The sequence below is a fragment of the Marinobacter nauticus ATCC 49840 genome, from assembly GCF_000284615.1.
GTDB lineage: Bacteria > Pseudomonadota > Gammaproteobacteria > Pseudomonadales > Oleiphilaceae > Marinobacter > Marinobacter nauticus.
In genome coordinates this window covers 3076404-3102503 of sequence record NC_017067.1, presented here as the reverse complement: position 1 = coordinate 3102503, position 26100 = coordinate 3076404, and the positions used below count along the sequence as shown (strand labels likewise).

The window sequence follows — 26100 nt, the reverse complement described above, 5'->3', positions numbered from 1 at the left end:
GGCCGCGATGCAACTTTTAAAAGTACTGGCGCGGGTACTGGAGTACCCCACCGAAGAACTGCAGCAATCCAAAGACGCCCTGGTCGCCGCAGTCCTGGAGGACAGCCGGCTGCCGCGGCAAAACAAGGAACAACTGCTGACCTGTATTGATCGCCTCTGCGATGGTGACCTGATGGATCTTCAGGAAGCCTACGTGGGCACGTTCGATCGCGGTCGGGCCACCTCCCTGCTGCTGTTTGAACATGTGCACGGCGAATCCCGCGATCGCGGCCAGGCCATGGTGGACCTGATGGAGCAATACCGGGCCAACGGCCTGGAAATTGATGCCAGGGAACTGCCGGATTACCTGCCGCTGTTTCTGGAATACCTTTCCACCCGGCCGTGGGAGGAAATCCGCAACTGGCTGGAAGATATTCACCACATTCTGGGGTTGCTTGGAGAGCGCCTGTACCAGCGTGAAAGCCTCTACCACGTTGCGATGGATTCCCTGCTGGTGCTGTCCGGCCGCAAGGCCGACCGCCAGGAACTGGCGCAGCTCGTTGCCTCGGAAGAGCGCGACGACACCCCCGAAGCACTGGACAAGGTCTGGGAAGAGGAAATGGTGAAATTTGTGGATGACCAGGGCAGCTCCTGTGGCACCGGTGGCGTGGTTGGACAGCGCCGCCGCGAACTGGAACAGACCCAGACCATTCACCTGAGTGATCAGCTGATGACGGACGCAACGCCCCGTCCGGCAGGGCGCGCCTGAGGCGCAGGAGGAAAAGACAATGTCCTATATCAACACACTCTTGTTCGGAATCTATCCCTACATCGCCCTGCTGGTACTGTTTGTCGGTACCTGGGCGCGTTATGACCATGGCCAGTTCACCTGGAAAGCCCATTCCAGCCAGATGCTGCGCAAGAAAAACATGGTGATGGCCAGCGTGCTGTTCCACGTCGGCGTACTGGTGATCTTCTTCGGCCACCTGGTGGGCCTGCTTACTCCGCACTGGGCCTACGAGTGGATCATCACTCCGGGCCAGAAACAGGTGATGGCGATCCTGGTGGGCGGTATCGCCGGCGTCATGGCCATCATCGGTGGCGGCATGCTCGCCTGGCGTCGTATGACCGACCCGCGGGTTCAGGCCAGCAGCACCTTCGCTGACAACATGATCATCATCATTCTGGTGGTTCAGTTGGTCCTCGGTATGCTCACCATCCTGCCCACCATGGGCCACCTCGACGGCAGCACCATGCTCAAGTTCTCCGCCTGGGCCCAGGGCGTGTTCACCCTGGAAGGATCTGGCATCGCCGCCTACATTGCCGACGTGCACTGGATCTACAAGACCCACATCTTCCTGGGCCTGACCATCTTCGTACTCTTCCCGTTCACCCGACTGGTGCACATGCTTAGCGTGCCAGTGGAGTATTTCGGGCGGAAGTACCAGGTGGTTCGCAAGCGCGCCTGAACGGATACAGCCACCCTCTCTTTCCGGGAGGGAGGCTGGCAAACTGATTGACGGAGAGTCGCACCATGCAACTGATCCCCACCGGCGAAGCCGGCAAACCCAGAAACCAGTTCCCGCCGGTCTACGTGGGTGAGATTCTCATCCACGTAGACGACATCGCCCGGGAAATGCAGCACCACCCCGCGGAAGAGCTGGCGGAAGCCTGGCACGAAGCAGCCAGAAGCCTTGCCATCCGTGAATTGTTACTGCAACAGGCCAGCCGCCTGAACCTGGACAGCATCGAAGACGAAGAAGACCGGATAGCCCGGGTGCTGGAACTCGAGCTCAAAGTGCCAGACCCGAGCGAACAGGACTGCGAACGCTTCTACGCCGCCAATCCCGGCCGCTTCTGCAGCCCTACCATCATGGCCGTCAGCCACATACTGCTGGCTGCCGCTCCGGATGATATTGAAGAGCGCATGCGTCAGGAAGAAGCTGGCCGACAGCTGCTGTCTGCCCTCCTGGACGGCCGCTCGCAGTTCAACGAATTGGCTAAACAGTATTCCGCCTGCGAATCCCGGCACCAGGGCGGCAGCCTCGGCCAGATCAGCAAAGGCCAGACCGTCGAAGAATTCGAACGCCCGGTCCTGAGCCTGAACGAAGGCCTCCACCCCGAGCTGATCGAAAGCCGCTATGGCTGGCACATCGTTCGAGTAGACCAGCGAATCAACGGCGAACTGCTGCCTTATGAACATGTAAAACCTCAGATTCGCCAGTACCTGAGCGAAAGCGTGACCCGCCGGGCATTCCGGCAATATCTCCAGGTATTGGCTGCGGAAACCGGTGTGGAGGGCGTTGATCTGGAGCTGCCGGATTCACCCTTGATGCAATGACTGCTTGGTTAGCAAAGCGAATAATTGAGCTAAGTCAATTACCCAGGAATAACCGCAAGGATACCCCCATCGGGGGAGCGATTTTTCATCAGTATCCTTCTAGTATTTAAAATAAGATTTTGAATGCATGAATATGCAGAGAGGGTACAACCATGGCCATGACACAAACTGCGGAACAGCGATATACCAAGCCGGTGCTTGTCGCCATCAACAAACCACTTGATGAAGAAGACAGCCTGGAAGCGCTTCGCAGCCATGCCCTGTTCTGCAATCTGCGCCCGAAAGACCTCGATAGTCTGATCCAGCAATCACGCCGGCTCAGACTCGGTCACCACCAGCTGCTGTACCGTCAGGATATGCCGGCTCATCACTTCTTCTTTGTGATTTCTGGTCGCTTGCGTCTGTATCGCCTCGATTCCTCCGGCGTAGACCGAACCCTGGACAGTATTGCACCCGGAGACTGTTTTGCTGAAGTCATGATCTACGCCAATCCGCCCAGGTATGCCTGCTACGCGGAGGCCCTGAAGTCCAGCGAAGTGCTCATGATCCCGGTTAAAGCTTATCGGGAATTGCTGGATCGGAATCCCGAGTATGCCCAGGCGGCCCTGAGCCACTACGCCATGCGTGCGGTGTCCAGATTCCACGATCTTGAGATCATGACCGTCCAGAATGCCCGGGACCGTTTGATTCGTTACCTCATTGACTTGCTGCCGAACGGCGCGGAAGAAGGTGGCGAAGTCGAGTTGCCGTTGCCCAAATGCCTGGTGGCTTCACGCCTGGCCATGCAGCCCGAGACTTTCTCCAGAATACTGGCAGATCTCAAGTCAAATGGTTTGATCAGAGTGAATCGCAGCAAGCTCTTTATTTCCGACCCTCAGCGGCTGATCGCTATCAGCCAATAGCCTCTCCGGGCCTCCGGGCCCGGCTTTTTTGACCGCCTTGAACACCAGGGGATAGTGATGATCAGCAGTTACCAGGATCTTGTTCAGGCCAGCCGGAAAGAACCGGAGCCCCAGCGCTTTCTGTTCGTTTTTTGCAAAGCCGAATTACCAGACGACGCCAGTGCGGCAGAACGGGCTGCTTTTGAGCGCGGCGAGGGTGGCGCACTGACGCCGGTCATCTGTGTCGACAAAACCCCCGATGAGGTTCCTTATTTCGATGTGTTGGCGGAGGAATCCCGCGCGACAGGCCAGGACTGGGACATGGTCTTTGTCGCGGCCATGTCGGGCCGTGGCGGCCATGCTCCTTCCAGTGATGAAGCTCAGCAACCCCTGACGATGATGGTGGAAAGCATCCGCATGGGGCATCTGGGTAACTACCTTCCCCTCAATAAAGCCGGCCACGCCATTAGCCTTGACTGAACTCAAGGCGCCTCTGGTGGGCCGAGGACTATCCTCAAAGAGGTATTTGATTTTCCTCAAAATTGAACGACCCTTGATGTAATCCATGGGGTATTGGGAGTTGTAGTGAGAAACGTCCTCCGTTGTGTCCTATCCATCTTGATGATACTTGCGGCTCCGCTGAGCTGGGCCCAGCCGTTATCGGAATACAGCCCTCCGGCCGGACGCCAGCTCATCGAAAAAGACTTTCCGGAAGCGACAGAACTCCAGCCGATGGAGGGCAACCGTGCCATCCAGCAGGTGTATTCCGGTGAGGAGCTTATAGGCTACGCCTACCAGTCCCTGGACTTTGTCCAGACCCCCGCCTATTCCGGCAAACCCCTGAATGCCATGGTGGTACTCGATACCGCCGGAGAAATTCGTGCCGCTAAAGTCATACATCACGATGAACCCATCCTGCTGGTGGGTATCCCCGAAAGCAAGATGCATGAGTTCACTGACCAGTACACCGGTCTGAAAGCTGACCAGCGGGTGACCGTTGGTGGCACGTCTACCGAACGCAAGGTGGCGGTGGATGGCTTGTCCGGCGCTACGGTCACCGTGATGGTTATTAACGAAGTCATCATGCGCACTGCCCACCGGGTGGGGGTCGAGATTGGGTTGATTGAAGGTGGCAAAAGCAACCGTCCGCCCATGGCCAATGTGAACTCGGAACAGTTTCAGGAGAAGTCCTGGCAGGAGTTGACCGGTGACGGTTCCATTCGCCGCTTGGTGTTGACCAAAGGGCAGGTCGACGACTCTTTTGTGGGGACCCCTGCCGAGGGCATCGAAACTGCAGACGCGGGCGAACGCGATGACATCCTGATCGAGCTCTACGCTGCTTATCTGGATGCGCCGACCATTGGCCGCAACCTTCTGGGTGAAAACCAATACCAGTGGCTGATGTCGGAGCTCCAGGAGGGGGAACATGCCATCGCGGTGATGGCCAACGGTGAATACTCCTTCAAAGGTTCTGGCTACGTACGGGGCGGCATTTTTGACCGGGTGCAGATCCGCCAGTTTGGCGACACCTTCAACTTCCGGGATCTCGATTTCCATCGGCTCAGCGACGTTTACGGTGAGGGGATGCCCGAGTTTTCGGAAATGGCGATCTTTATCGTGCGCCAGCAGTACAACTTCGATCCTGGCACGCCCTGGACGCTGGAGCTGACTGTCAAGCGCCAGACCGGCCCGCTGGACAGTGAATTCCAGGTGTTCCCTCTGGAGTACCAGTTGCCAGACCAGTACTACACCCGCCCGGAACCGGTTCTGACCGACGAAGAGTGGCTTGAAAACCAGCCGCTGTGGATTCAGGTGTGGTACCAGAAGCAGTTCCAGATCACCGTGTTGGGGCTGGGTATCGCCGTGCTGCTGTTCATCCTGTTCTTCCAGGACTGGCTGGTACAGAAGCCGAAGATGATGCGCTGGATTCGCCACGGCTTCCTGGTTTACACCCTGTTCTTCATTGGCTGGTATGCCCTGGGTCAGCTTTCCATCGTCAATGTGCTGACGTTTGTGAACAGCCTGATCAGCGGCTTCAAATGGGAAACCTTCCTGATCGATCCGATCATGTTCGTGCTCTGGGCCGTGGTGGCTGGCATCGTCCTGCTATGGGGTCGGGCGGTCTACTGTGGCTGGCTATGCCCGTTCGGCGCCCTGCAGGAGTTGATCAATGAAATCGCCCGCAAGCTCAAGGTACCGCAGTACACCGTGCCTTTTGCCTGGCACGAGCGCCTGTGGGCCATCAAGTACATCATCCTGCTGGTGCTGTTTGGTATTTCTCTGGAGTCCATGGCCACTGCCGAGCGCATGGCTGAAGTGGAGCCGTTCAAGACCGCTATTACCCTGCATTTTGACCGCACCTGGCCGTTTGTGACCTACGCCGTGCTGTTGCTGGTGGTCAATATCTTCACCCGCAAGGTGTACTGCCGCTACCTGTGCCCGCTGGGTGCCGCCCTGGCGTTGCCCACCAAACTGCGGGTGTTTGACTGGCTCAAACGTCGCAAGGAATGCGGTAACCCCTGCCGTCTCTGCGACAAGGAATGCGAAGTCCAGGCGATCCATCCGGATGGACACATCAATTACATGGAGTGCCACTACTGCCTGGATTGTCAGATGACCTATTTCGACGACCACAAGTGCCCGCCGCTGATTGTGAAGCGCCGTGGCAAGCGCCGTGGTCACAACGCACCCGGCCACCCAGAGGAAATTCCGGTGGTGCAGGTGAACTGAGTAGTCCCGAGGAGCCAGCCATAAGGCCCCGGTAACGTCATGAGAAGCAATAACCGCCATAACCAATAACGGAGTTGGATGCTATGAAAAAAAGAGATGATCTGACCAAGGACACGCCGGAGGTTTCCGAAGGTGGTCTGAGCCGTCGTCGCTTTATGGGTGCGGCTGCGCTGGCCGGTGTCGCTGGTGCAACCGGTCTGGGCACCTCGGTCATGTCCCGTGAGACCTGGGCTGCAGCTGCTGAAGAAGCCCGCAACAAGGCTCACGTCGCCCCGGGCGAGCTGGATGAGTACTACGGTTTCTGGAGTGGTGGCCACCAGGGCGAAGTGCGCGTGCTTGGCGTGCCCTCCATGCGTGAACTGATGCGTATTCCGGTATTTAACGTGGATTCCGCAACGGGTTGGGGTATTACCAATGAAAGTAAGGAAATCCTGGGCGGTGATCAGCAGTACCTGAACGGCGACTGCCACCACCCGCACATTTCCATGACTGACGGTCGTTACGATGGTAAGTACCTGTTTATCAACGACAAGGCCAACACCCGGGTTGCCCGTATCCGTCTGGATATCATGAAGACGGACAAGATTACCCACATCCCGAACGTTCAGGCCATCCATGGTCTGCGCCTGCAGAAAGTACCCAAGACCAACTACGTGTTCTGTAACGCCGAGTTCGTCATCCCGCAGCCCAACGACGGTACGGATTTCAGCCTGGACAACAGCTACACCATGTTCACCGCCATCGACGCAGAAACCATGGATGTAGCCTGGCAGGTCATCGTTGACGGTAACCTGGATAACACCGATGCCGACTACACCGGCAAGTACGCTGCTTCTACCTGTTACAACTCAGAGCGTGCCGTTGATCTTGCGGGCACCATGCGTAACGACCGCGACTGGGTGGTTGTGTTCAATGTGGAGCGCATTGCTGCAGCGGTAAAAGCCGGCAACTTCAAGACCATTGGCGATTCCAAGGTGCCGGTTGTCGACGGCCGAGGCGAATCCGAATTCACCCGCTATATTCCTGTGCCGAAGAACCCGCACGGTCTGAACACCTCTCCCGATGGCAAGTACTTCATTGCCAACGGCAAGCTGTCACCAACGGTATCCGTGATTGCCATTGATAAACTGGACGATCTGTTCGAAGACAAGATCGAACTGCGCGACACCATCGTGGCCGAGCCGGAGCTGGGTCTCGGACCCTTGCACACTACCTTCGACGGCCGTGGCAATGCCTACACCACGCTGTTTATCGACAGCCAGGTGTGCAAGTGGAATATTGCCGATGCCATCAAGCACTACAACGGTGACAAGGTAAATTACATCCGTCAGAAGCTGGACGTGCAGTATCAGCCGGGCCACAACCACGCATCGCTGACTGAATCCCGCGATGCTGATGGCAAATGGCTGGTTGTTCTGTCCAAGTTCTCGAAAGACCGTTTCCTGCCGGTTGGCCCGCTCCATCCTGAGAACGATCAGCTGATCGATATTTCCGGTGAGGAAATGAAACTGGTCCACGATGGCCCGACCTATGCCGAGCCGCATGACTGTATCCTGGTACGTCGTGATCAGATCAAGACCAAGAAGATCTACGAGCGCAACGACCCCTACTTCGCCAGCTGTCGTGCCCAGGCGGAGAAGGACGGTGTGACTCTGGAATCCGACAACAAGGTCATCCGTGATGGCAACAAGGTACGTGTTTACATGACCTCCGTTGCGCCTCAGTACGGTATGACCGAGTTCAAGGTGAAGGAGGGTGATGAAGTCACTGTGTATATCACCAACCTCGATATGGTTGAGGACGTGACCCACGGCTTCTGTATGGTGAACCATGGTGTGAGTATGGAGATCAGCCCGCAGCAGACCGCTTCCGTGACCTTTACGGCAGGTAAGCCAGGGGTTTACTGGTACTACTGCAACTGGTTCTGTCATGCTCTCCACATGGAGATGGGCGGGCGGATGCTCGTCGAAAAGGCCTGATAGAGAGTTGCCTGACTTGGGGTCCCGTTTTCGGGGCCCCTGGTTGCTTATCACTATCCCGAGATCTATTGATGTATCAACTATTGCGTTATGGAGTGGCCCTGTCAGTCGCTCTGTTTGCGCTCTCCGCCAACGCGGACCTGCAGCAAGAGCTGGATAACCTGGCCCCGGGCTCGTCGTTTCAACTTCCTCCGGAAACTCTGTCTCCACTGGCTATCAGGGTGCCCGGGGTATCTGTGTCCTGCGCTCCGGAAACGGTGATTGACGGTGGCGGGCAGGGCAATGCGGTTGAGATTCTGGCAGAGGCGATCACCTTTTCCGGTTGCCAGGTTCGCAATTGGGGCAAAGACCTGAACGAACTGGATGCGGGAATTTTCGTGGCCCGCGAAGCGCAGGGTTCGGTGGTGGAAAACAACCGTCTCCAGGGCCCGGCATTCGGCGTGTGGCTGGATGCAACACCGGATGTGACCGTGCGGGAGAATCACATTCGCGGTGATACCAGCTTGCGGTCCCAGGATCGTGGCAATGGCATTCACCTGTTCAACACCACGGGTGCGCTGATTGAAGGTAACGATATCAGTGAGACCCGGGATGCCATTTATATCGAGACCGCGAACCGAAATACCATTCGCGGCAATGTGATGAGTGACCTCCGGTACGGCATTCATTACATGTATTCGATGCATAACCTGTTGGAAAACAACGTCACGCGGGGTACGCGTACCGGGTATGCGTTGATGCAGAGCAAGTACCTGAAGGTATTCAATAATCGTTCCGAGAATGACGAGAACTACGGCATTCTGATGAACTTCATTACCAACTCCGAGTTGCGCAATAACGTGGTCACCGGAGTGTCCCAGGGTCAGAGTGCCGGAGTGGTCATTTCCGGTGCCGAGGGTAAAGCGGTGTTTATCTACAACTCGCTGTACAACACCTTCGAAGGCAACTATTTCGGCCACAGCAATATCGGTATTCATCTCACTGCGGGTTCCGAGGAAAACCAGGTGTTCAACAACGCCTTTGTGGAAAACCAGCGCCAGGTGAAGTACGTGGCCACTCGCACCCAGTTCTGGGCCGAGGATGGCAAAGGCAACTACTGGAGTGACTACCTGGGCTGGGATCGAAATCAGGACGGCCTCGGCGATGTGCCTTATGAACCGAACGACAACGTGGATCGACTGCTGTGGAAGTATCCGGAGGCCAAAGTACTGATGTTCAGCCCGGCGGTGGATACCCTGCGTTGGGTCCAGGATGCCTTCCCAGTAGTGAAGTCTGCCGGGGTGAGTGACCCCCATCCTTTGATGCGAATTCCCGACCACCTGCAATCGGAGATCCGATGAACTGTTTTCGACTGGAGAACGTCAGTCACCGTTACGACAAGGCCACGGTGCTGCACGGGGTAGATCTTCGGCTGGAGCCGGGGGAAATTCTGGGCCTGTTCGGCCACAACGGCGCGGGTAAAACCACCTCGATCAAGCTTATCCTGGGCCTGATGCAGCCCACCGAGGGCAAGGTTTCCGTGCTGGAAGGCTCGGCTGGCGATCCCCAGGTAACCCAGCACATCGGCTACCTGCCGGAGAACGTGATGTTCTACCCGCAGCTGACCGGCCGGGAGATTCTCAGCCACTTTGCCCGCCTCAAAGGCGCACCGCTGAAGCAGGTGCCTGAACTGTTGGAGCAAGTGGGCCTGGGAGACGCCATGGACGCCCGCACCAAAACCTATTCCAAAGGGATGCGCCAGCGTCTTGGCCTGGCTCAGGCCCTGCTCGGAAAGCCCAGGCTGTTGATGCTGGATGAACCCACCGTCGGCCTGGACCCGGTTGCAACGGCGGACCTATACCGCCTGTTGCGCCAGCTTCGGGATGAGGGGGCGGGCATTGTGCTCTGTTCCCATGTACTGCCAGGTGTCGAGCCATACATTGATCGGGCCGCGATTCTGACCGAAGGCGCCCTGAAAGCATCTGGAGACCTGCCGTCGCTGCGGCGACAGGCGAACATGCCGGTCACCCTGACTCTGCAGCCTGCCACGAGCCTGTCGGCGTTGGAAAAAGCCATTGACCAGGCAGAGCAGCGCGCCGGATTGATGATGAAAAGTGAAAACGGACGATTGCAGGTAGACGTGAGACCCCAGGAAAAAATGGAACTGATCAAGACCCTGATGGCCTCCGGCGAAGTGGCAGACCTGGGCATCCATCAGCCCAGCCTCGAAGACATCTACGTGCACTTTATCGGCTCGGGTGGCCTGGCTCACCGGGGAGGAGGCCAATGAACGCCATCTGGACCATCGCCCGTAAGGAACTGAGCGACAGCTTCCGCAATCGCTGGCTGGTTGCCATCTCCCTGGTGTTCGCCACCCTGGCACTGGGCATCGCCTGGTTCGGTGCCGCCGCCTCCGGGCAGGTGGGCTACGCCTCCACACCTGCGACCATTGCCAGCCTGGCCAGCCTGGGGATCTTCCTGATCCCGCTGATTGCACTGTTGTTGGCCTACGACGCCATCGTGGGGGAAGAGGAGGGCGGCACCCTGTTACTGCTGATGACCTACCCCCTCAGTAAAAGCCAGTTACTGTTGGGCAAATTCCTCGGCCACGGCCTGACCCTGGCGCTGGCCACCATCATAGGCTTCGGTGTGGCTGGTATTGCCATCGCCGTGTTGGTGGAAGATGTCGCCATTGCCGCCCTGGCGGTGGCCATGGGGCGTTTTGTGGGCTCTACCGTTTTGCTGGGCTGGGGCTTTATCGCACTGGCCTACCTGGTGAGCGTGCGGGTGAGCGAGAAACCGGTTGCTGCCGGGCTGGCCCTGGCGATCTGGTTTTTCTTCGTACTGATCTTCGACCTGATGCTGCTGGGTACCCTGGTGGCCAGTGAAGGCAAACTGAATCCCGAACTGCTGCCCTGGCTGCTGATGCTCAACCCCACTGACATCTACCGCTTGCTCAACATCGTTGCCTTCGGCGACAGCGGTCAACTCAGCGGTGTACTCAGCCTGGGTACAGACCTGCCCATCGGTGCGGCGGGCCTCTGGCTGGGCCTTATCCTCTGGTGCGCCATACCCCTGGCCGGCGCACTGTTACTGTTCAAAAACCGACGAATCTGATCCTGACCGGAGACACACAAACATGGCAAACCCAGCAACCAAATGGCTCATCGCCGCTTTCACAGCCACTCTCCTGGCCGGCTGCTCCGGAGATGAACCCGAGATCGTTGAAAAACCCGACCCGGTCCACTTTGAATCCGGCGACGAATGCCATGTCTGCGGCATGGTCATCACTAACTTCCCGGGCCCAAAAGGCCAGGCCTTTACCGAGCGAGAACAGAACATCCGGAAATTCTGCTCCACCAAAGACATGTTCGCCTGGTTCCTGCAGCCTGAAAACGAAAACCGGGATCACACCCTCTACGTCCACAACATGGCCGAAAGCCACTGGGACAGCCCGGATGACACCCACCTGATCGACGCCCGCGAGGCCTTCTACGTGGTCGGCTCAAACCTCAACGGCGCCATGGGCCCAACCCTGGCCTCGTTCGCCAACAAAACCGACGCCACAGACTTCGCGGCCGAGCACGGCGGCAACGTACTGGCGTTTGCCGACGTCACGCTGGAGCATCTGAATAATGGTATGACGATGCACGATATGAGCGGGATGGATGATATGGCTGGTATGCATGAAGACCATGACGTAAACGGAGAGTCTGAAATGGCCCATTAAAACATGGGCTCCTTGGCGATTACTCCAGTGCTCTAAAGGTCAGGTGCGGGTAGCCTTTCCAAAAATTTGCGGAGCCAAGGATGGCGGAGCAGAAGCGCCACATGGATGTGCCGAAGGAGCGTTTTTTGGAAAGGCTACCCGCACCTGATCAAACGCCAGAGTCAGCAGGCTACGTTTATCAGTTTGCAGAAAAGGTCAGCCGCCAGTCATATTCATAAACCGAAGAATCTGCACATCCCCATTGCTGGAAAAATGATGCCGCTCCGGCTTCAGATCCATGGCCTTGATGATCGCCTCCTGCAGCTTGTCATCCGTCACCGGATGCCCCCGCAACACCCGGCGAAGATCCACTGAATGCTCATTGCCCAGGCACAGCAGCAGCCGCCCCTCCACCGTCACCCGAACCCGATTGCAGGTCGAACAGAAATTGTGGGAATGCGGCGAAATGAACCCGACGCGAACCTCGCTGTCCGGCATCCGGAAATAACGCGCGGGGCCACCGGAATCCTCCGTTGCCGGAATCAGCTCATGGCGCCTGCGGATAATGTCGCGCACCTCCTCACTGGTGCACAGGGCCAAACCACGGTCGTGCTCTGAAATCTCCCCCAGTGGCATCTCCTCGATAAAGCTGATGTCCACCTGCTTTTGACGGGCAAACTCAATCAGCTCCGGAATCTCCTCGTCGTTGCGGCCTTTCATCACCACCGTGTTCAACTTGATACCACGGAAGCCTGCGTCCCTGGCGGCATCAATACCATCCAGAACCTGGCTGAGATTACCGGTGCGGGTAATGGCGCGGAATTTATCAGCGTCCAGGGAATCCAGACTGATATTGAGACGGTGCAAACCGGCCTTACGCAATGGTTCCGCCATGGTGGGCAACTGACTGCCGTTGGTGGTCATGGCGAAATCACGGAGGCCATAAGTGCCGACTTCGCGTACCAGCTCGAGGATATCGCGGCGCACCAGAGGCTCTCCGCCGGTCAGCCGGATCTTCTCCGTCCCCAGAGCAACAAAGTTCCGTGCCAGCCGGGCGATCTCTTCAAGAGTCAATACCTGTTGGCGCGGCAGAAAGGTCATGTCCTCTGCCATGCAATACACGCAGCGGAAATCACAGCGGTCGGTCACCGACAGGCGAACGTAATTTACTGTGCGGCCAAATCGATCGGTCAGCTTGGCATGCGGCATAGGCAGGTTACCCTGTCTTGAATCATATGGTTAAAGGATAGCCAAAGTATCACAGATAACCCAACTCAATCCGATACCTCTCGGGGGGTAATCCCCCTGCCGAACGAAAAACGGGGCCACACAGGGCCCCGTTGTCACAGCAGGAAACCGACTACGCGCGTTCAGTAACGGCGGTTTCTGAAGCGCTCTCCAGCGGCACCAGGTCCGGGAAGAATATCCCTTTTACCATCTGCCAGGTGACCGCAAGTGCTCCCACAATAAACACCACATCGCCAATGGTGCGAATCCATCGCAGGGTCTGCAGTATGTCGCTTTGCAGGAAGGCTTCACTTCGGGCGTACCAGAGTCCTTCACTGGCGCTGGCAAGGAACTGGATAATTCCGACCGGCAGCAGGCTGGTGAACAGCATGAGGACCAGGCCGATGTTCAGCCACCAGAAACCGATCTTCATCAACCGCTCGTCAAACACGATGCGCGGACGGATGTAGCGCAGTATCAGCAGCGAGAATCCCAGAGCCAGGAAGCCATAAACACCAAACAGTGCGGCATGGGCATGAGTGGGTGTCGTATTCAGCCCCTGGATATAGTAAAGCGCAATCGGCGGGTTGATCATGAAGCCAAGCACCCCGGCGCCCAGCATGTTCCAGAAGGCAACGGCGACAAAGAACATGAGTGGCCAGCGGATGTTCTCCATCCACGGAGCGCGGGTTTTAAGCCGCCAGTTTTCCCAGGCCTCGTAGCCGAGGACAACCAGGGGTACCACTTCCAGAGCACTGAAGGTGGCGCCCACCGCCATGACCGGGGTAGTGGTGCCGGAGAAGTAAAGGTGATGGAAGGTACCGGGAACACCACCGAGCATGAACAGGCTTGCCGAGGCCAGGCTGGCTGAGGTGGCTACGGTGCGAGACACCAGCCCCATGCTACAGAAGATAAAGGCCAGCGCGGCAGTGGCAAAGACCTCAAAGAAGCCCTCCACCCACAGGTGCACAATCCACCAGCGCCAGTATTCCATGACGGAAATGTGGGTTCGCTCTCCATAGAAGAAGCCTGCGCCGTAGAACAGGCCAATGGCCACCACCGACGCGGTCAGCAGGGCCAGCAGGTTCTTGTCTCCCGGTTGGCGAAGCGCCGGAACAATGCCTCTCAGCATTAACACCAGCCAGAACACAATGCCCAGGAATTTGCCGATCTGCCACAGGCGGCCCAGGTCAACAAATTCATAGCCCTGGTGGCCCAGCCAGAAACTCAGGTTTGGCGGCATAATCTGGGCAATCGCCAGGAAATTACCGATGAACGAACCGGCAACTACCACTACAAGGGCCCAGAACAGCACATCGACCCCCAGTTTCTGGAACTTTGGATCTTTGCCACCGTTGATGATTGGGGCCAGGAACAACCCGGCAGCCAGGAAGCCGGTGGCAATCCAGAACAGCGCGGCCTGGATATGCCAGGTTCTGACCAACGAATACGGCAGCCATTCTGATGTATTGATACCGTAGAAACCCTGGCCTTCCACCGTATAGTGCGCGGTGAAGCCGCCAAGCATGACTTGGAAAGTGAACAAACCGACCACCAGTAACAGGTATTTACCCAAGGCCTTTTGTGAGGGGGTGAGTGCGACAGCGCTGATTGGGTCCTTCAATGGTGCCGCCGGCTCCTCCTCTTCATGCTTGCGCAGGAAAGCCCACGCCCAGATCAAGCCACCGACACCGGCAATGAGTAGAATGACACTGATCACCGACCAGACAATGTTTTCACCACTGGGCTTGTTATCAATCAGGGGTTCGTGCGGCCAGTTGTTGGTATAGGTGACATCGCTTCCCGGGCGCTCGGTGGCTGCAGCCCAGGCGGTCCAGAAGAAGAACTCGGTCATCCGCTGCCGTCGCTCCGCACTGGGCAGGGTGTTCTCTTTCATGGCGTAATTTGAACGGGTAGCCTGCAGCTCGGGTGCATCGCTGAACAGCCGGCTGTAATAGTCCGCGGTCTCGGCAATGGCACGGGCTCTGCGTTCCGAAATCCGAAGAGTGCCGGTCGCATCGTCATAGCTGTTGGTGCGGTATTCGGTTTTCAGGTCATACTGAAGTGCATTCTGTTGTTGGCCACTGAGGCTGTGCCAGTCGGCGCCGAATTCCTCCTGTGCTGCGATTTGCAGCCAGGCCTCCAGTTCCCGGTGAAGCCAGTCAGCGGTCCAGTCCGGTGCCTGATAGGCGCCGTGTCCCCAGATCGAACCTACCTGCATGCCTCCCATGGATTGCCAGGCCGTCTGACCGTCGCGGATGCTGTCCTCGGTCATCAGGGATTTTCCGCTGGCGGAGACCACCTGATCGGGGATGGGCGGGGCTTCACGGTAGACCTCCCGGCCAAAGTAGCCGAGCAGGGTAAACGTGACTGCCAGGATACCAATCAGAATCCACCAGAGTTTCCGGTACTCAGCCATGGCGGGCACCTCCCAGCTGGCCGTCCACGCGATGGAACAACACGTTGTTCTCCAGGTGAATGTGTTGCTTCAGGTCGTTCTCCAGCTCGGTCAGGCCGGAGTACAGGGCTCGCCATGTATTGCAGGCGCCCTCGGGCAGGGTCAGTTTGAAGGTGAGGTTGTGAATTCTGGCGAGCGCATTACCGTGATCGTCATGCTCGCTGCGCATGACCGATACCGGCCCTGCGGCCATGCCGGTGATTCCGCGCGCTATCATCGGAAACAGGATCTGTTCTTCCTTTTGCATGTGTGCTTCAAGTTCGGCTTGCATGCTCTCTAGGTGGGCACTCAGGCCGCTGGGGCAACGTGGATGCTGGCTGTGGACCCGCTCAACTCTCTGCGCCAGACGAATCAACTCAGGCAGTTGATCGCGGTGAACATCGTGATAGCGGGTGAGGATATGTTCAATCAGATCCTCGTTACCGATTTTCTCCGCGGGTATGTTCTTTTCCATCCTGATTCTCAGTGAATCCAGTTGGCTGGCAAGAGCGTCGGGGTCCAGCCCCTTGGCAATAGCGGCGTCTGCCAGAGAGATGTTGCCTCCGCAGCAGAAGTCCAGCTTGTGGCGATGCAGTACCGCAGAGGCGCCGGGAATGTCCCGCGCCAGCTGGCCGATTGGCTGTTCTGTCAGATTCATGGTCTCATCTCCTCCCTTAAAGATTTATTTAAGATGAATCTTAATGGGTGATTCTTTATTGATTCATCTGGTATGTCAATTAAAAAATCTTGGGTGCGTAGTCTCCCGGAATCTTTGATGGCAAAGTTTTTAAAGTTTCAGTGGTTGCTGGTTGATTTTTGATCGCTCGGCCTCTAGTATAAAAATGTAGAACGTATCTATGTTATTGGGATTGCTATGGAACATTTTGAGAAATGGCTGGTCATATCCAACGCCGGGGTGTTGGTGTCGTTTATGGGGTTGTTGATCACGGTGGTACTGGCCTACCCATTGGCGGAAGCCCTGGCGTTACCTGCGCAGATTGCGGCCCATATGGGAACCTTGTTCTTTGCGGTAGGGGTAAAGATTGCTTACGTCGCCAGGCTGACTTCCTCAGTAAACTGGGGAGACCTGTACACTGAATCACGGTAGAATAGATGCAGTTATGAACGGTCAAGAGGCCCACGCCATGGGCGCACAGCCAGGTAAAACCGGTTTCCGGATTCTTGCGTATATGAGTGTGGGGTTGGCGGCAGCGGGTGTGGTTTTGCCGCTTTTGCCAACAACCCCTTTTGTTATTCTCGCGGCCTTTTTCGCCAGCAAGAGCTCCCCGGCCTTTGCCCAATGGTTGGAAGAGCACCCGACGTTCGGCCCGGCGATTGAAGAATGGCGCGCCCGGCGTGCCATTCCACGCAAAGCCAAATTGCTGGCCTTTGCCATGATGGGGCTGAGCTGGAGCATGCTGGTCTGGCTTGGATCGCCGGTTCTGGTACTGGCTGTCTCGGGGCTGTTTTTACTGGGTGTTGCCGGCTATATGCTGAGCCGGCCATCCTACTGATGTTTTTCGGTCATTTTGGAGTCATGAATGCACATCACCCGTTATACCGATTACTCACTCAGAGTGCTGATCTATCTGGCTGCAGAGGGTGATCGTCTGGCGACCATTCAGGAAATTGCCGACAGCTACGACATATCCAAGAATCATCTGATGAAGGTGGTTCACCAACTCAACAAGAAAGGCTACATCGAGACTATCCGTGGCAAGAAGGGCGGAATGAGGCTGCATATGGCGCCGCAGGATATCAATATCGGAATCCTGGTGCGTGAAACCGAGCAGGACCTCAGTATCGTGGAATGTTTTTCCTCCAAAAATGCCTGCAAGATCACTCCGGTATGCGGACTTAAATCCATGTTTGGTGAAGCCCTGAAAGCCTTCCTTGAGGTGCTTGATCGATACACGCTCGCCGACGTGATTCAGGACCACCACCGACCACAGCTGTTGCGACTGCTCCAGATTGCTTGATTGCTGAACTGACGCACTGCTCTTTGTGCAGTGCGTCAGACCTACCAGGCTTCAAACGAGTATCCAGAATTATACGTTTACGGGGTTCGCGGATCTCCGTTCCGGCAGTGAATATCGCAGGACTCTCTGCAACACAGTTTTATACTGGCTCATAAATGAGCCCGTGTTGTAGTGAATGCCGTGTTTGCGACAGATTTCCTGCACCCGCTCGGAAATCTCAGGATAGCGGTGCGCTGGGAGATCCGGAAACACGTGATGTTCGATCTGATAGCTCAGGTGTCCACTCAGAATGTGCAGCCAGCGGCCCCCCGTAAAGTTGGAAGAGCCGGTAAGCTGGCGCAGATACCAGTGGCCCTTGCTCTCACCTTCGCATTCCCGCTCTGTAAAGGTTTCTGCATCCTGAGTGAAGTGACCGCAGAAAATCACCGTTGAGGCCCAGAGGTTCCGGATCAGGTTAGCCCCGACGTTGCCGGCCAGCACGATAGGGGCCACTGGTAGAGTCAGTAATGGAAAGAAGACATAATCCTTGAATGCCTGGCGGCCGCCTTTACGGAAAAAGTCTTTCAGGAACGGCACTTTCTCGCGCCAGGAAATCTCCCGGCGACGTAGCTTCTCGGTTTCCAGTTCATGTAAACCTACACCCCACTGAAAGAACACGCTCAGCAAGATGTAGTTGATGAACTGCAACGTGTGCCAGGGTTTCCAGGGCTCTTCGTCGCTCAGGCGTAGCACCGCATAACCGTAGTCCCGGTCTTTGCCGATGATGTTGGTGTAGGTGTGGTGCTCGTAATTGTGAGTACGGCGCCAGGATTCACTGGTGCACACCGTATCCCACTCGTAGGTCTGTGAGTTGAGGGTGGGATCGTTCATCCAGTCGTACTGGCCATGCATCACGTTGTGGCCAATTTCCATATTCTCCAGAATCTTGGCCACGCCGAGGGTGGCCGTTGCCGCCACAAACACCGGCGGAATAAAGCCGAAGGGCATCATCACCCGGCCGCCTACTTCAAGGGCGCGGTGCAGGCGAACGATCTTGCGAATGTAGCGGGCATCCCGCTCGCCAAGATCGGCCAATACTTCATCGCGTACTGTATCCAGATCTTTCTGAAGCTCGTTGAGCTGTTGTTCATCAAGTTTGATCATAAGGTCTCCTTGCGGCTGTATGAGGCCGCGCTCGAATTCTGTGTGTCAGGCTTCCAGAGTCACCGGGCCACGGGGTACGGAAATGCAGAGTTGAACGCTTTCCTCTCCGGGACCGGAAGCTTTACCCGTCAGCCGGTTAATCACGGTGCCGCTGGTTTTTCGGCAACTGCATTGGTGGCAAATGCCCATGCGGCAGCCGTATTGAGGTTTGAGGCCCGCGGCTTCTGCGATCTCCAGCAGTGTGGCATCGCCGGAAGAGTCCACATTGAGGTCCGCGCGGGCAAAACTCACTTCGCCGCCGAGTGTTTCATCACCCAGAGGGGAGGAGATCGGAGGGGCGAAAAACGTACAGTGAATCTGCTCTTCGCCGAGACCGCGCTGGTAAAGCAGGTCATTGGCAAGATCCATCAGCCCGCCCGGTCCGCACAGATAAACCTCGCGGGCCTTCAGACCGGGCACGGAATCCAGGTCGGCGTCGTTGAGGTAGCGCGGCTCGTCGGTTTCGTGGGTGCATATAATACGGACCGAGAGTGCCGAGTATCTTGCCGCCAGTGCTTCCAGTTTTTCACTGGCGATCACGTCCTCCTGAGTGCGAACAAAGTAGAGCAGCGTGACCGGTGCCCGGAAGTGCTCTGCCGCCATGGTCTCCAGCAGGCTTAGAATCGGCGTAATGCCGCTGCCCCCGGCAATAAACAGCACCGGTTTGGGCATGGCTGGCATCAGAAAGTCGCCAAAGGCTTCGGTCAGGCCCAGCACCGCGCCTTCTTCCAACTGATCATGCAGCCAGTTGGTCACCAGCCCTCCTGGCAGGCGTTTGATGGTCAGTGTGACCACGCCGTCGTTCTGCCAGAGCAGGGGGGAGCTGGACAGACTGAAGGTGCGTTGGCGTCGCACACCATCAATATCTACACAGATGTTCACGTGCTGGCCGGCATGAAAGCCACTCCATCGGCTGGCAGGCCGGAGCACAAAAGTCTTGGTGTCGTGAGTTTCGACCAGAATGCGCTCTACCCGTGCAGGTGTGTACGCTTGTATCCACATGGGATTGATGGCCTCCGCCAGTGGATCAAAATAACTGGCAGGGTTGCTTCGATTCAGTAGCTGTCGGGCAAGCCAGTGCATGGCGCGGGTCTGGTTCATTTTTGCCAACATAGGTTTTCTCCAAGGTTTGTACCTGATCGTTGGTAACGATGTGTACACTTGTTCACTTATGTGTACGACTGTACACAGTGAGGGTTGCCGTAACAACCAGGGGGGCGCTTCGTTGGCTCGAAATGACAAGTTTTGCGGACTTTTCTGCCGTCAGATGTGTACACTTGTTACCGCAACTATCGTGATAGGAAGACTATGGCAGACAGACCGAAACGCAGGCCCGGCGAAACCCGAGAGAAGCTGATGAACGCAGCGCTGACTCTGGTGGGCAAGGGGCGACACTTTGCCAGCCTGGGTATTCGGGAAGTGACCCGGCAGGCCGGCGTGGTGCCAACGTCGTTCTACCGTCACTTTCGCAGCATGGACGACCTGGGTTTGCAGCTGGTGGACGAGCTCGGGCTGGTCCTCAGGCGGATGATGAGGGAGGCCAGGGCCAACGTGTTGCAGGCCGACAAGCTGATTGAGGAATCGGTGGGTATCTTTGTGGCCCATGCCCAGGCCAACCGCAGTTTTTTTCTGTTTATGGCGCAGGGGCTGGCAGGCGAGAGCCGGGCCGTTCAGGAAGGGATTCGCAGCGAGATGCGGTTTTTTGCCAGCGAACTGGCCAATGACTTACGCCGGCTCCGGCTCATGGAGCACCTGAGCGATGCCGATCTGGATATGACCTGTGATCTGGTGGTGCGCACCGTCGCCTTCAGTCTGACCGATCTGCTCAGCATTTCCGAAGACGACGATTATCAGATCGGCCAGGTGCGAAAACGCACCACTCGATTCCTGCAGATGATTTTTGTCGGGGCCGGTCACTGGCAAAGCGACTGACCCCGTCCTGGATTACTTGCGGGCTCGGGCGCGCTTCTTGGGTGGCAGAATCAGCGATTCCAGCTCATCCAGAGCTTCACCGGTATAAACCGCCAGTTTCTGCATGCTCGGCAGCGTATCCCGACAGCCGGTAAAACCGAAATTCAGCGATCCGGCATAGCTCAGGCAGGTGATGTTCAGGGCGCCGCCGTGAGCGATTAGCGATACCGGATACATGGCCTCAAGCCGGGCTCCTTCATAATACAGCGTGCCTTCCGGGCCGGGCACGTTGGAAATGGTCACGTTGAAGACTGGTCGCATCCTCCCCCCGAGACCTGACATCAATTGCAGAATGTAGGGTGACATCAGCAGCATGGTGTACTGGGTCAGGGCACTTTTTGGAAGTTTCTGCAGGTGCTCCTTGGCCCGTCGGGTCGAGGTTTTGATCTGTTGCAGGCGGTTCAACGGATCAGCTTCGTCGGTGGCCAGCGAGGCAATCATGAAACTGATCTGGGTGCCCGTACCCTCGTCGTCTGCCGGCCGGATATTCACCGGTATACCAGCCGTCAGCGGGGTGTCTGGCAGATTGTTCTGCTCAGCCAGAAAGCGCCGCAATGCGGTGCCACACAGGTAAAGCACGATGTCGTTCAAGGAACCGCCGGAAGCATGGGCCAGGTTTTTCAGCCGGTCCAGTTGATAATGCTGGGTGGCAAAACGTCGCTGCGCGGTAACCCGGTGATTGAGCACCGAAACCGGTCCAGTGAAGGGCGCGGTCAGTCCGTCTTCCGGGTGTCGAACCGAATGCACCAGGCGATTGCCGGCCTGCCACAGCCTGGGGGCCATGTCTGCCTGGAGCTTCAGGGCGTCCATGGCCTGGGAAACCGCTGCGGGCACGCTGGCCTCTTTGTCGGTTTTTGCACCACGGCGTTGGTGTGGGCGTACCGTCCAGGGCGGTGGCATATTGCAGCGTTCGGGATCGGTGGTGAGCACCCTCTGCATCAGTCGCACGCCGCTGATGCCGTCAATCATCGAGTGGTGCATTTTGGTGTAAAGGGCAAAACGGTTATTCTCCAGGCCTTCAATAACGTGGCATTCCCAAAGAGGGCGGGAAAAATCCAGGGGGTTAGAGTGCAGTCGGGATACCAGAATACCCAGTTCGCGCTCCCCGCCGGGGCGAGGCAGGGCTGAGTGCCGGACGTGATAATCCAGATCGATATCCTTATCGACTTTCCAGGCCGGGGCGATCACGCGCCCGAGGAAACCAGACCAGGCCAGTTTGTATCCCCAGGGTGGTGCCACATCGCCGGCCTCTTTCATTCGAGTGACCATGTCACGCAGGAAGGTTTCTGGTGCGCCTTCCGGCAGTGAGAAAATCTGAAGCGTACCCACATGCATCGGGGTGTCTTCAGATTCAACCGCCAGCCAGGAGGCGTCCAGGGTTCCGAGACGTTTCATTCCTTGTCATTCTCCGCCAGTCATTTGTGTTTTGGTTGTTTCTTGCAAGTATACTGATATCGGTAGGTTCACACGATCAAAACCGGGGTTGGGCTCCCATCTTTTTGCAGGGTTTCACGGTTACATAATGTCGCGAAGCCGGGCTCCCGGTCAGAAGGTTCGTGTGCTAATTTCTAAGGCCATAGGAACTAACAACAAGAATATTCGGAGGCTTTGTGGAATCCAGCCCGCTAATCTCGGCAGGTTTGCCGATCGCATTGTTCATTATCATGATCGGCATCGGTATGACGCTTACCCTGAGGGATTTTCGCCAGGTGGCGGTGTATCCGAAGGGCATGATTGTGGGCACTTTCGCCCAGATTCTCCTGATGCCGGTGGTGGCGTTCGGGCTGGCATATCTGTTCGGTGTGTCGCCGGCCATTGCCGTTGGTCTGGTGATCATCGCGGCCTGCCCCGGAGGTACCACGTCTAACCTGTTTGTGCTTCTGGCCCGGGGTAATATTGCGCTTTCCATCGTGCTGACGGTCTCCGCCAGCCTGATCACCATTCTTACCCTGCCACTGTTTACCAACATGGCGCTGCAGCATTTCATGGGCACCGAAGAGAGCATCTCGCTGCCGGTGGGCAAGACCATTGCCATGCTCGTGGTCATTGTTCTGCTGCCGGTGGCCATTGGCATGCTGGTGCGAACCCGCAGACCGGAGCTTGCGCGCAAGGCCGAGAGCCTGGTCAGCATCTTTGGTGGCATCGTGCTGGCGGTGCTGATTGTGGCGTTGCTCTATGGCGTTCGGGACCAGATGTGGGATCTGCTCAAACAGGCAGGCCCCTCCACTATTGCCCTCAATGTCGCCGGTATCGTCCTGGGCTTGCTGGCGGGCAGGGTGGCCGGACTGACCCAGCGGGAATCCCTGGCGGTGGCAGTGGAGCTCGGTGTGAAGAACGGCACCATTGGTTTGATGGTCACCCTCACGTTGCTGGAGTCCAGCACCATGTCGATTCCCGCTGCCGTTTACGGTGTGCTTATGTTCCCCATTGGCTTCCTGCTGGCAATGTATGGCCGGAAGGTGATTCCCAAAAGCAACGTGGCACATGCAGCTGGGGAAGCCTGATTGATGAAGTTTCTGAACGGTGTGACGTTACTGCTGGTTTATCAACTGACAGGCGAGATTCTGGTACGACTTCTCGGGCTGCCGATCCCGGGGCCGGTGCTTGGCATGGTCATGCTGTTCGTTACCTTGATGATCCGAGGTAGTGCCCCGGATTCCCTGAGCGAAGCCTCCAGCGCGTTACTGAGCCATCTGTCTCTGCTATTCGTGCCTGCGGGCGTGGGGATGATGACGCATTTCGGGCGTATAGCGGATGAGTGGCTGCCGATCACCCTGGCTCTGTTTCTGAGCACGGTGATCACCATGGTTGCCACGGCGTTGATTATGCAACTGACGACGCGCTGGTTTGTCCGTTCCGTTTCAGAACAAGGTGGGCAGCATGAATGAACCGGGTTTGCGCGACATCTGGGTCTACCTGTCGGCGTCGCCACTGCTAGGGCTGACCATTACTCTGGTGGCCTACGGGCTGGCCTACCGGCTCTATCTGAAAACACATTCCAACCCGCTGGCCAATCCCGTCGTTACTTCGGTGGCGATGCTGATTCTCCTGTTGTTGGCAACGGGCACCTCATACAGCGATTACTTTGAGGGCGGTCAGTTCGTGCATTTTCTGCTGGGGCCGGCAACGGTGGCACTGGCGGTTCCTCTGTATCAGCAGTTTCGACGGCTCCGTCAACTCTGGTTGCCGGTCGCGATATCGTTGATCAGTGGGGTGGTTATTGCTGCTGGCAGTTCGGTGGGCCTGGCAAGGTTGTTGGGGGGTTCCCTGGAAATCCAGATGTCGCTGGCGCCTAAATCGGCAACGGCACCGGTGGCCATGGGTATTTCCGAGAAGATTGGTGGTTTGCCGTCGCTCACGGCGGTGCTGGTGGTGTTGACCGGAATTACCGGTGCGGTGCTGGGCACCAAACTGTTTGAATGGTTGCGCGTGAAAGATGACACCGCAAAAGGGATTGCCATGGGCGTGGCGGCCCATGGTATTGGTACCGCCCGGGCATTCCAGGTCAGTTCCCAGATGGGCGCGTTTTCAGGCCTGGCCATGGCGCTTTCGGCATTCGCCACGGCGCTGCTCGTGCCCTGGCTGGTGGACATGCTGGAAAACTGGTTGCCCATGTAAACGCGCAGTTCTTTCCGGGGCGCCGCTGTACACTCTTTTTATGTCTGTCTGGAATGGCTATGCTCAGCCAATCATTGGCACAACATCAGGGTCTTAACACCATGCAAACCAAGTTCTTGCTCGACGAAGAACAGATGCCCAGGTATTGGTACAACCTGCAGGCGGATTTCCCCGAACCCCTGCCTGCCGTTCTCCACCCGGGAACAAAGCAGCCGGTCGGTCCAACGGATCTGGAGCCATTGTTTCCTGCGTCGCTGATTGAACAGGAAATGACCACGGAACGGGAAGTGGAGATTCCGGAGCCCGTTCGCGATGTTTATCGAATGTGGCGGCCGGCGCCCATGTTTCGGGCGCATCGGCTGGAAAAAGCCCTGGGCACCCCGGCCAAGATCTTCTACAAGTACGAGGGTGGCAGTCCTGCGGGCAGTCACAAGCCCAATTCCGCGATTCCGCAGGCCTTTTTCAACCGGGAGGCCGGTATTCGGCGTCTGACGACAGAAACTGGTGCTGGTCAGTGGGGGACCTCGCTGTCGTTTGCTGGCTCCCTGTTCGACATTGATGTGACCGTGTTCCAGGTTCGCGTGTCCTACAACCAGAAGCCCTATCGCCGTGCGGTGATGGAGACCTACGGGGCTAACTGCGTGGCTTCACCATCAGAAATGACAGAGTTTGGTCGTCGAGTGCTGGGGGAAAACCCCGACCACACCGGCAGTCTTGGTATTGCTATTTCCGAGGCGGTGGAGCTGGCCGTTCAGGATCCGCACACCAAGTATGCTCTGGGTTCCGTGCTGAACCATGTCCTGTTGCATCAGACCGTAATCGGCCTGGAGTCCATGAAACAGATGGAGATGGCCGATTGCTGGCCAGACGTGATCGTTGGGTGCACCGGTGGCGGCTCTAATTTCGCGGGTATTGCTTTCCCGTTCATGGGCCATGCGTTGAGAGGCGGGGAGAAGTCCCGGATTGTCGCGGTTGAACCCTCAGCGTGTCCGACGTTGACCCGAGGTAAATACGCCTATGACTACGGCGATACGGCACAAATGACACCACTCACCAAGATGCATACCCTGGGATCAGGTTTTACACCGCCGGGATTCCATGCTGGCGGCCTGCGCTATCACGGCATGGCTCCGATGGTGTCGCACGCCAAGGAGCTGGGACTGTTCGATGCTGTTTCCTACACTCAGCGCGAATGCTTTGAGGCGGGTGTCCTGTTTGCACGCAACGAAGGGATCGTACCGGCTCCTGAAGCCAATCATGCCGTGAAGGGTGCGATTGACGAGGCGTTGCGGTGTAAGCGCGAGGGCAAGGAGGAAGTGATCCTGTTCAACCTTTGTGGTCACGGGCATTTCGATATGGCGGCCTATACCTCGTATTTTGCCGGTGAACTGAGCGACCATGAGTACGGCGAGCAGGAGCTGGCTATGGCGTTGTCGGGGCTGCCCTCGGTCAGCGTCTGATTGAACTTGCCCCCGGTCAGGCACTGTGCCTGACCGGGTTGCGGCCTCCTGCTCACTTGTCCCTTTCGATCTTCAATGGCTCCAGGCTTCCGATCCGGAACTTCAATTCCAGTTCCGCACCGTTTTCATCATCGCCTTCCACTTCAATATCGCCATTGCGATTGACCTTTAGTTCCTCAATAGTGGCCATTCCCTGCTGCTGAGCGGCTTTCAGATAAGAGCGCACATCGTCCGCGCTCACACCGTAGATCTCGCCTTTGGCTTTGCGGCGCTGCTCCCGGTCAATGTCGCCGTTGCCGTTCAGGTCCAGTTCCACGAACCAGTCCTGGCCCATCCAGCCTTCGAGCTCGATTTCATTATCATGGTCGTCGTCAAATTCGATGCTCTGGAAATGGCTGATACCGTAGTTGTTGCCAACCTGAAGCATGCGGTCCGCATCGTCAAAGCTGCCTTTGGCGAAGGCTGCGGGGGCTGCGACAAGGCCGCTGATCAGCGCGATGGTCAGAGTCTTTTTCATGGTGTTCTCCTTGCTTGTCTGTGTTTGAAAAACTGCCGGTTCTGCCCGGTTGGCTACCAGCTTGAGCCCAGATTAACGGGGCAGGGCTTTCAGCATCGTGATAGGCTCATT

27 protein-coding genes are annotated in these 26100 nt (G+C 57.1%); 20 read left to right on the top strand and 7 right to left on the bottom strand.

Annotated elements, in window-relative coordinates:
* Nucleotides 1-7 precede the first annotated feature (7 nt).
* From narJ to MARHY_RS18780, 12 genes are all read left to right on the top strand, one after another.
* Nucleotides 8-748, top strand: coding sequence for a nitrate reductase molybdenum cofactor assembly chaperone (narJ, locus tag MARHY_RS14435; RefSeq protein WP_023008578.1), 741 nt, complete (start codon nucleotides 8-10; stop codon nucleotides 746-748).
* A gap of 19 nt (nucleotides 749-767) precedes the next feature.
* Entirely contained in the window at nucleotides 768-1448 is a 681-nt protein-coding gene (narI, locus tag MARHY_RS14430) for a respiratory nitrate reductase subunit gamma (protein ID WP_014422452.1), read from the top strand.
* Between the two features lie 65 nt (nucleotides 1449-1513).
* On the top strand, nucleotides 1514-2320 hold the full coding sequence (locus tag MARHY_RS14425; protein ID WP_041655016.1) for a peptidylprolyl isomerase: 807 nt from the start codon (nucleotides 1514-1516) through the stop codon (nucleotides 2318-2320).
* A 152-nt stretch (nucleotides 2321-2472) separates the two neighbouring features.
* On the top strand, nucleotides 2473-3222 hold the full coding sequence (locus tag MARHY_RS14420; RefSeq protein WP_014422450.1) for a Crp/Fnr family transcriptional regulator: 750 nt from the start codon (nucleotides 2473-2475) through the stop codon (nucleotides 3220-3222).
* A 57-nt stretch (nucleotides 3223-3279) separates the two neighbouring features.
* Entirely contained in the window at nucleotides 3280-3681 is a 402-nt protein-coding gene (locus MARHY_RS14415) for a hypothetical protein (protein ID WP_011786522.1), read from the top strand.
* 141 nt (nucleotides 3682-3822) lie between these two features.
* Nucleotides 3823-5931: a transcriptional regulator NosR gene (gene nosR, locus MARHY_RS14410; RefSeq protein ID WP_050999023.1), complete on the top strand. Its 2109-nt coding sequence runs from the start codon at nucleotides 3823-3825 to the stop codon at nucleotides 5929-5931.
* A gap of 83 nt (nucleotides 5932-6014) precedes the next feature.
* On the top strand, nucleotides 6015-7910 hold the full coding sequence (gene nosZ / locus MARHY_RS14405) for a TAT-dependent nitrous-oxide reductase (protein ID WP_022990859.1): 1896 nt from the start codon (nucleotides 6015-6017) through the stop codon (nucleotides 7908-7910).
* A gap of 71 nt (nucleotides 7911-7981) precedes the next feature.
* A complete protein-coding gene (locus MARHY_RS14400) occupies nucleotides 7982-9250 on the top strand; it encodes a nitrous oxide reductase family maturation protein NosD (protein ID WP_041655013.1) in 1269 nt (422 codons plus the stop codon).
* Nucleotides 9247-10179: an ABC transporter ATP-binding protein gene (locus MARHY_RS14395; RefSeq protein WP_014422445.1), complete on the top strand. Its 933-nt coding sequence runs from the start codon at nucleotides 9247-9249 to the stop codon at nucleotides 10177-10179. Before MARHY_RS14400 ends, MARHY_RS14395 begins: the two co-directional genes overlap by 4 nt.
* Nucleotides 10176-11006, top strand: coding sequence for an ABC transporter permease (locus tag MARHY_RS14390; protein WP_011786517.1), 831 nt, complete (start codon nucleotides 10176-10178; stop codon nucleotides 11004-11006). Before MARHY_RS14395 ends, MARHY_RS14390 begins: the two co-directional genes overlap by 4 nt.
* Nucleotides 11007-11028: 22 nt before the next feature.
* The gene (locus MARHY_RS14385) at nucleotides 11029-11619 is read left to right on the top strand and encodes a nitrous oxide reductase accessory protein NosL (protein ID WP_014422444.1); all 591 of its coding nucleotides are present in this window, start codon (nucleotides 11029-11031) and stop codon (nucleotides 11617-11619) included.
* 80 nt (nucleotides 11620-11699) lie between these two features.
* On the top strand, nucleotides 11700-11837 hold the full coding sequence (locus MARHY_RS18780) for a hypothetical protein (protein ID WP_157680649.1): 138 nt from the start codon (nucleotides 11700-11702) through the stop codon (nucleotides 11835-11837).
* Here the strand turns inward: MARHY_RS18780 and moaA are convergent.
* From moaA to ytfE, 3 genes are all read right to left on the bottom strand, one after another.
* A complete protein-coding gene (gene moaA, locus MARHY_RS14380; RefSeq protein WP_014422443.1) occupies nucleotides 11815-12807 on the bottom strand; it encodes a GTP 3',8-cyclase MoaA in 993 nt (330 codons plus the stop codon). The genes MARHY_RS18780 and moaA overlap by 23 nt on opposite strands.
* Nucleotides 12808-12958: 151 nt before the next feature.
* Nucleotides 12959-15244 (bottom strand): nitric-oxide reductase large subunit, encoded by a 2286-nt coding sequence (locus MARHY_RS14375; protein WP_041655012.1) that lies wholly within the window; start codon nucleotides 15242-15244, stop codon nucleotides 12959-12961.
* Entirely contained in the window at nucleotides 15237-15920 is a 684-nt protein-coding gene (ytfE, locus tag MARHY_RS14370) for an iron-sulfur cluster repair protein YtfE (RefSeq protein ID WP_014422441.1), read from the bottom strand. The genes MARHY_RS14375 and ytfE overlap by 8 nt, the downstream gene beginning before the upstream one ends.
* Before the next feature lie 216 nt (nucleotides 15921-16136).
* Here ytfE and MARHY_RS14365 point away from each other — a divergent pair, with 216 nt between their 5' ends.
* The 3 genes from MARHY_RS14365 to MARHY_RS14355 are packed head-to-tail and all read left to right on the top strand — an operon-like array spanning nucleotide 16137 to nucleotide 17241.
* The gene (locus MARHY_RS14365) at nucleotides 16137-16370 is read left to right on the top strand and encodes a hypothetical protein (protein WP_014422440.1); all 234 of its coding nucleotides are present in this window, start codon (nucleotides 16137-16139) and stop codon (nucleotides 16368-16370) included.
* Between the two features lie 13 nt (nucleotides 16371-16383).
* Nucleotides 16384-16776, top strand: a complete 393-nt coding sequence (locus tag MARHY_RS14360) for a YbaN family protein (protein WP_014422439.1) — start codon at nucleotides 16384-16386, stop codon at nucleotides 16774-16776.
* Between the two features lie 27 nt (nucleotides 16777-16803).
* Nucleotides 16804-17241, top strand: a complete 438-nt coding sequence (locus tag MARHY_RS14355) for an RrF2 family transcriptional regulator (RefSeq protein ID WP_011786513.1) — start codon at nucleotides 16804-16806, stop codon at nucleotides 17239-17241.
* A gap of 69 nt (nucleotides 17242-17310) precedes the next feature.
* Here the strand turns inward: MARHY_RS14355 and MARHY_RS14350 are convergent, their stop codons facing one another.
* Both MARHY_RS14350 and MARHY_RS14345 read right to left on the bottom strand, forming a co-directional pair.
* Nucleotides 17311-18384, bottom strand: coding sequence for a fatty acid desaturase family protein (locus tag MARHY_RS14350; RefSeq protein WP_014422438.1), 1074 nt, complete (start codon nucleotides 18382-18384; stop codon nucleotides 17311-17313).
* Nucleotides 18385-18429: 45 nt separating this feature from the next.
* Nucleotides 18430-19536 carry a ferredoxin reductase gene (locus MARHY_RS14345; protein ID WP_041655011.1) on the bottom strand — a complete coding sequence of 369 codons (1107 nt, stop codon included), beginning with the start codon at nucleotides 19534-19536 and terminating at the stop codon, nucleotides 18430-18432.
* A 195-nt stretch (nucleotides 19537-19731) separates the two neighbouring features.
* Here MARHY_RS14345 and MARHY_RS14340 point away from each other — a divergent pair, with 195 nt between their 5' ends.
* On the top strand, nucleotides 19732-20355 hold the full coding sequence (locus MARHY_RS14340) for a TetR family transcriptional regulator (protein WP_014422436.1): 624 nt from the start codon (nucleotides 19732-19734) through the stop codon (nucleotides 20353-20355).
* A gap of 12 nt (nucleotides 20356-20367) precedes the next feature.
* Here MARHY_RS14340 and MARHY_RS14335 read toward each other — a convergent pair whose 3' ends face one another.
* The gene (locus MARHY_RS14335; RefSeq protein ID WP_014422435.1) at nucleotides 20368-21789 is read right to left on the bottom strand and encodes a WS/DGAT/MGAT family O-acyltransferase; all 1422 of its coding nucleotides are present in this window, start codon (nucleotides 21787-21789) and stop codon (nucleotides 20368-20370) included.
* A 215-nt stretch (nucleotides 21790-22004) separates the two neighbouring features.
* Here MARHY_RS14335 and MARHY_RS14330 point away from each other — a divergent pair, with 215 nt between their 5' ends.
* The 4 genes from MARHY_RS14330 (at nucleotide 22005) to MARHY_RS14315 (ending at nucleotide 25472) form a co-directional block, all read left to right on the top strand.
* On the top strand, nucleotides 22005-22898 hold the full coding sequence (locus MARHY_RS14330) for a bile acid:sodium symporter family protein (RefSeq protein WP_014422434.1): 894 nt from the start codon (nucleotides 22005-22007) through the stop codon (nucleotides 22896-22898).
* 3 nt (nucleotides 22899-22901) lie between these two features.
* On the top strand, nucleotides 22902-23282 hold the full coding sequence (locus tag MARHY_RS14325; RefSeq protein WP_011786507.1) for a CidA/LrgA family protein: 381 nt from the start codon (nucleotides 22902-22904) through the stop codon (nucleotides 23280-23282).
* Complete coding sequence (locus tag MARHY_RS14320; protein WP_022990872.1) at nucleotides 23275-24012, top strand: LrgB family protein; 738 nt, start codon at nucleotides 23275-23277, stop codon at nucleotides 24010-24012. The genes MARHY_RS14325 and MARHY_RS14320 overlap by 8 nt, the downstream gene beginning before the upstream one ends.
* 101 nt (nucleotides 24013-24113) lie before the next feature.
* Nucleotides 24114-25472 carry a TrpB-like pyridoxal phosphate-dependent enzyme gene (locus MARHY_RS14315; RefSeq protein ID WP_031210004.1) on the top strand — a complete coding sequence of 453 codons (1359 nt, stop codon included), beginning with the start codon at nucleotides 24114-24116 and terminating at the stop codon, nucleotides 25470-25472.
* 52 nt (nucleotides 25473-25524) lie between these two features.
* Here MARHY_RS14315 and MARHY_RS14310 read toward each other — a convergent pair whose 3' ends face one another.
* On the bottom strand, nucleotides 25525-25989 hold the full coding sequence (locus tag MARHY_RS14310; protein WP_014422430.1) for a hypothetical protein: 465 nt from the start codon (nucleotides 25987-25989) through the stop codon (nucleotides 25525-25527).
* Nucleotides 25990-26100: the final 111 nt, after the last annotated feature.

What these genes read in the sequence shown, in the direction of transcription:
- narJ (WP_023008578.1), top strand. Translation starts at nt 8, where the DNA reads ATGCAACTTTTAAAAGTACTGGCGCGGGTACTGGAGTACCCCACCGAA.
- narI (WP_014422452.1), top strand. Translation starts at nt 768, where the DNA reads ATGTCCTATATCAACACACTCTTGTTCGGAATCTATCCCTACATCGCC.
- MARHY_RS14425 (WP_041655016.1), top strand. Translation starts at nt 1,514, where the DNA reads ATGCAACTGATCCCCACCGGCGAAGCCGGCAAACCCAGAAACCAGTTC.
- MARHY_RS14420 (WP_014422450.1), top strand. Translation starts at nt 2,473, where the DNA reads ATGGCCATGACACAAACTGCGGAACAGCGATATACCAAGCCGGTGCTT.
- MARHY_RS14415 (WP_011786522.1), top strand. Translation starts at nt 3,280, where the DNA reads ATGATCAGCAGTTACCAGGATCTTGTTCAGGCCAGCCGGAAAGAACCG.
- nosR (WP_050999023.1), top strand. Translation starts at nt 3,823, where the DNA reads ATGATACTTGCGGCTCCGCTGAGCTGGGCCCAGCCGTTATCGGAATAC.
- nosZ (WP_022990859.1), top strand. Translation starts at nt 6,015, where the DNA reads ATGAAAAAAAGAGATGATCTGACCAAGGACACGCCGGAGGTTTCCGAA.
- MARHY_RS14400 (WP_041655013.1), top strand. Translation starts at nt 7,982, where the DNA reads ATGTATCAACTATTGCGTTATGGAGTGGCCCTGTCAGTCGCTCTGTTT.
- MARHY_RS14395 (WP_014422445.1), top strand. Translation starts at nt 9,247, where the DNA reads ATGAACTGTTTTCGACTGGAGAACGTCAGTCACCGTTACGACAAGGCC.
- MARHY_RS14390 (WP_011786517.1), top strand. Translation starts at nt 10,176, where the DNA reads ATGAACGCCATCTGGACCATCGCCCGTAAGGAACTGAGCGACAGCTTC.
- MARHY_RS14385 (WP_014422444.1), top strand. Translation starts at nt 11,029, where the DNA reads ATGGCAAACCCAGCAACCAAATGGCTCATCGCCGCTTTCACAGCCACT.
- MARHY_RS18780 (WP_157680649.1), top strand. Translation starts at nt 11,700, where the DNA reads ATGGCGGAGCAGAAGCGCCACATGGATGTGCCGAAGGAGCGTTTTTTG.
- moaA (WP_014422443.1), bottom strand. Translation starts at nt 12,807, where the DNA reads ATGCCGCATGCCAAGCTGACCGATCGATTTGGCCGCACAGTAAATTAC.
- MARHY_RS14375 (WP_041655012.1), bottom strand. Translation starts at nt 15,244, where the DNA reads ATGGCTGAGTACCGGAAACTCTGGTGGATTCTGATTGGTATCCTGGCA.
- ytfE (WP_014422441.1), bottom strand. Translation starts at nt 15,920, where the DNA reads ATGAATCTGACAGAACAGCCAATCGGCCAGCTGGCGCGGGACATTCCC.
- MARHY_RS14365 (WP_014422440.1), top strand. Translation starts at nt 16,137, where the DNA reads ATGGAACATTTTGAGAAATGGCTGGTCATATCCAACGCCGGGGTGTTG.
- MARHY_RS14360 (WP_014422439.1), top strand. Translation starts at nt 16,384, where the DNA reads ATGAACGGTCAAGAGGCCCACGCCATGGGCGCACAGCCAGGTAAAACC.
- MARHY_RS14355 (WP_011786513.1), top strand. Translation starts at nt 16,804, where the DNA reads ATGCACATCACCCGTTATACCGATTACTCACTCAGAGTGCTGATCTAT.
- MARHY_RS14350 (WP_014422438.1), bottom strand. Translation starts at nt 18,384, where the DNA reads ATGATCAAACTTGATGAACAACAGCTCAACGAGCTTCAGAAAGATCTG.
- MARHY_RS14345 (WP_041655011.1), bottom strand. Translation starts at nt 19,536, where the DNA reads ATGTTGGCAAAAATGAACCAGACCCGCGCCATGCACTGGCTTGCCCGA.
- MARHY_RS14340 (WP_014422436.1), top strand. Translation starts at nt 19,732, where the DNA reads ATGGCAGACAGACCGAAACGCAGGCCCGGCGAAACCCGAGAGAAGCTG.
- MARHY_RS14335 (WP_014422435.1), bottom strand. Translation starts at nt 21,789, where the DNA reads ATGAAACGTCTCGGAACCCTGGACGCCTCCTGGCTGGCGGTTGAATCT.
- MARHY_RS14325 (WP_011786507.1), top strand. Translation starts at nt 22,902, where the DNA reads ATGAAGTTTCTGAACGGTGTGACGTTACTGCTGGTTTATCAACTGACA.
- MARHY_RS14320 (WP_022990872.1), top strand. Translation starts at nt 23,275, where the DNA reads ATGAATGAACCGGGTTTGCGCGACATCTGGGTCTACCTGTCGGCGTCG.
- MARHY_RS14315 (WP_031210004.1), top strand. Translation starts at nt 24,114, where the DNA reads ATGCAAACCAAGTTCTTGCTCGACGAAGAACAGATGCCCAGGTATTGG.
- MARHY_RS14310 (WP_014422430.1), bottom strand. Translation starts at nt 25,989, where the DNA reads ATGAAAAAGACTCTGACCATCGCGCTGATCAGCGGCCTTGTCGCAGCC.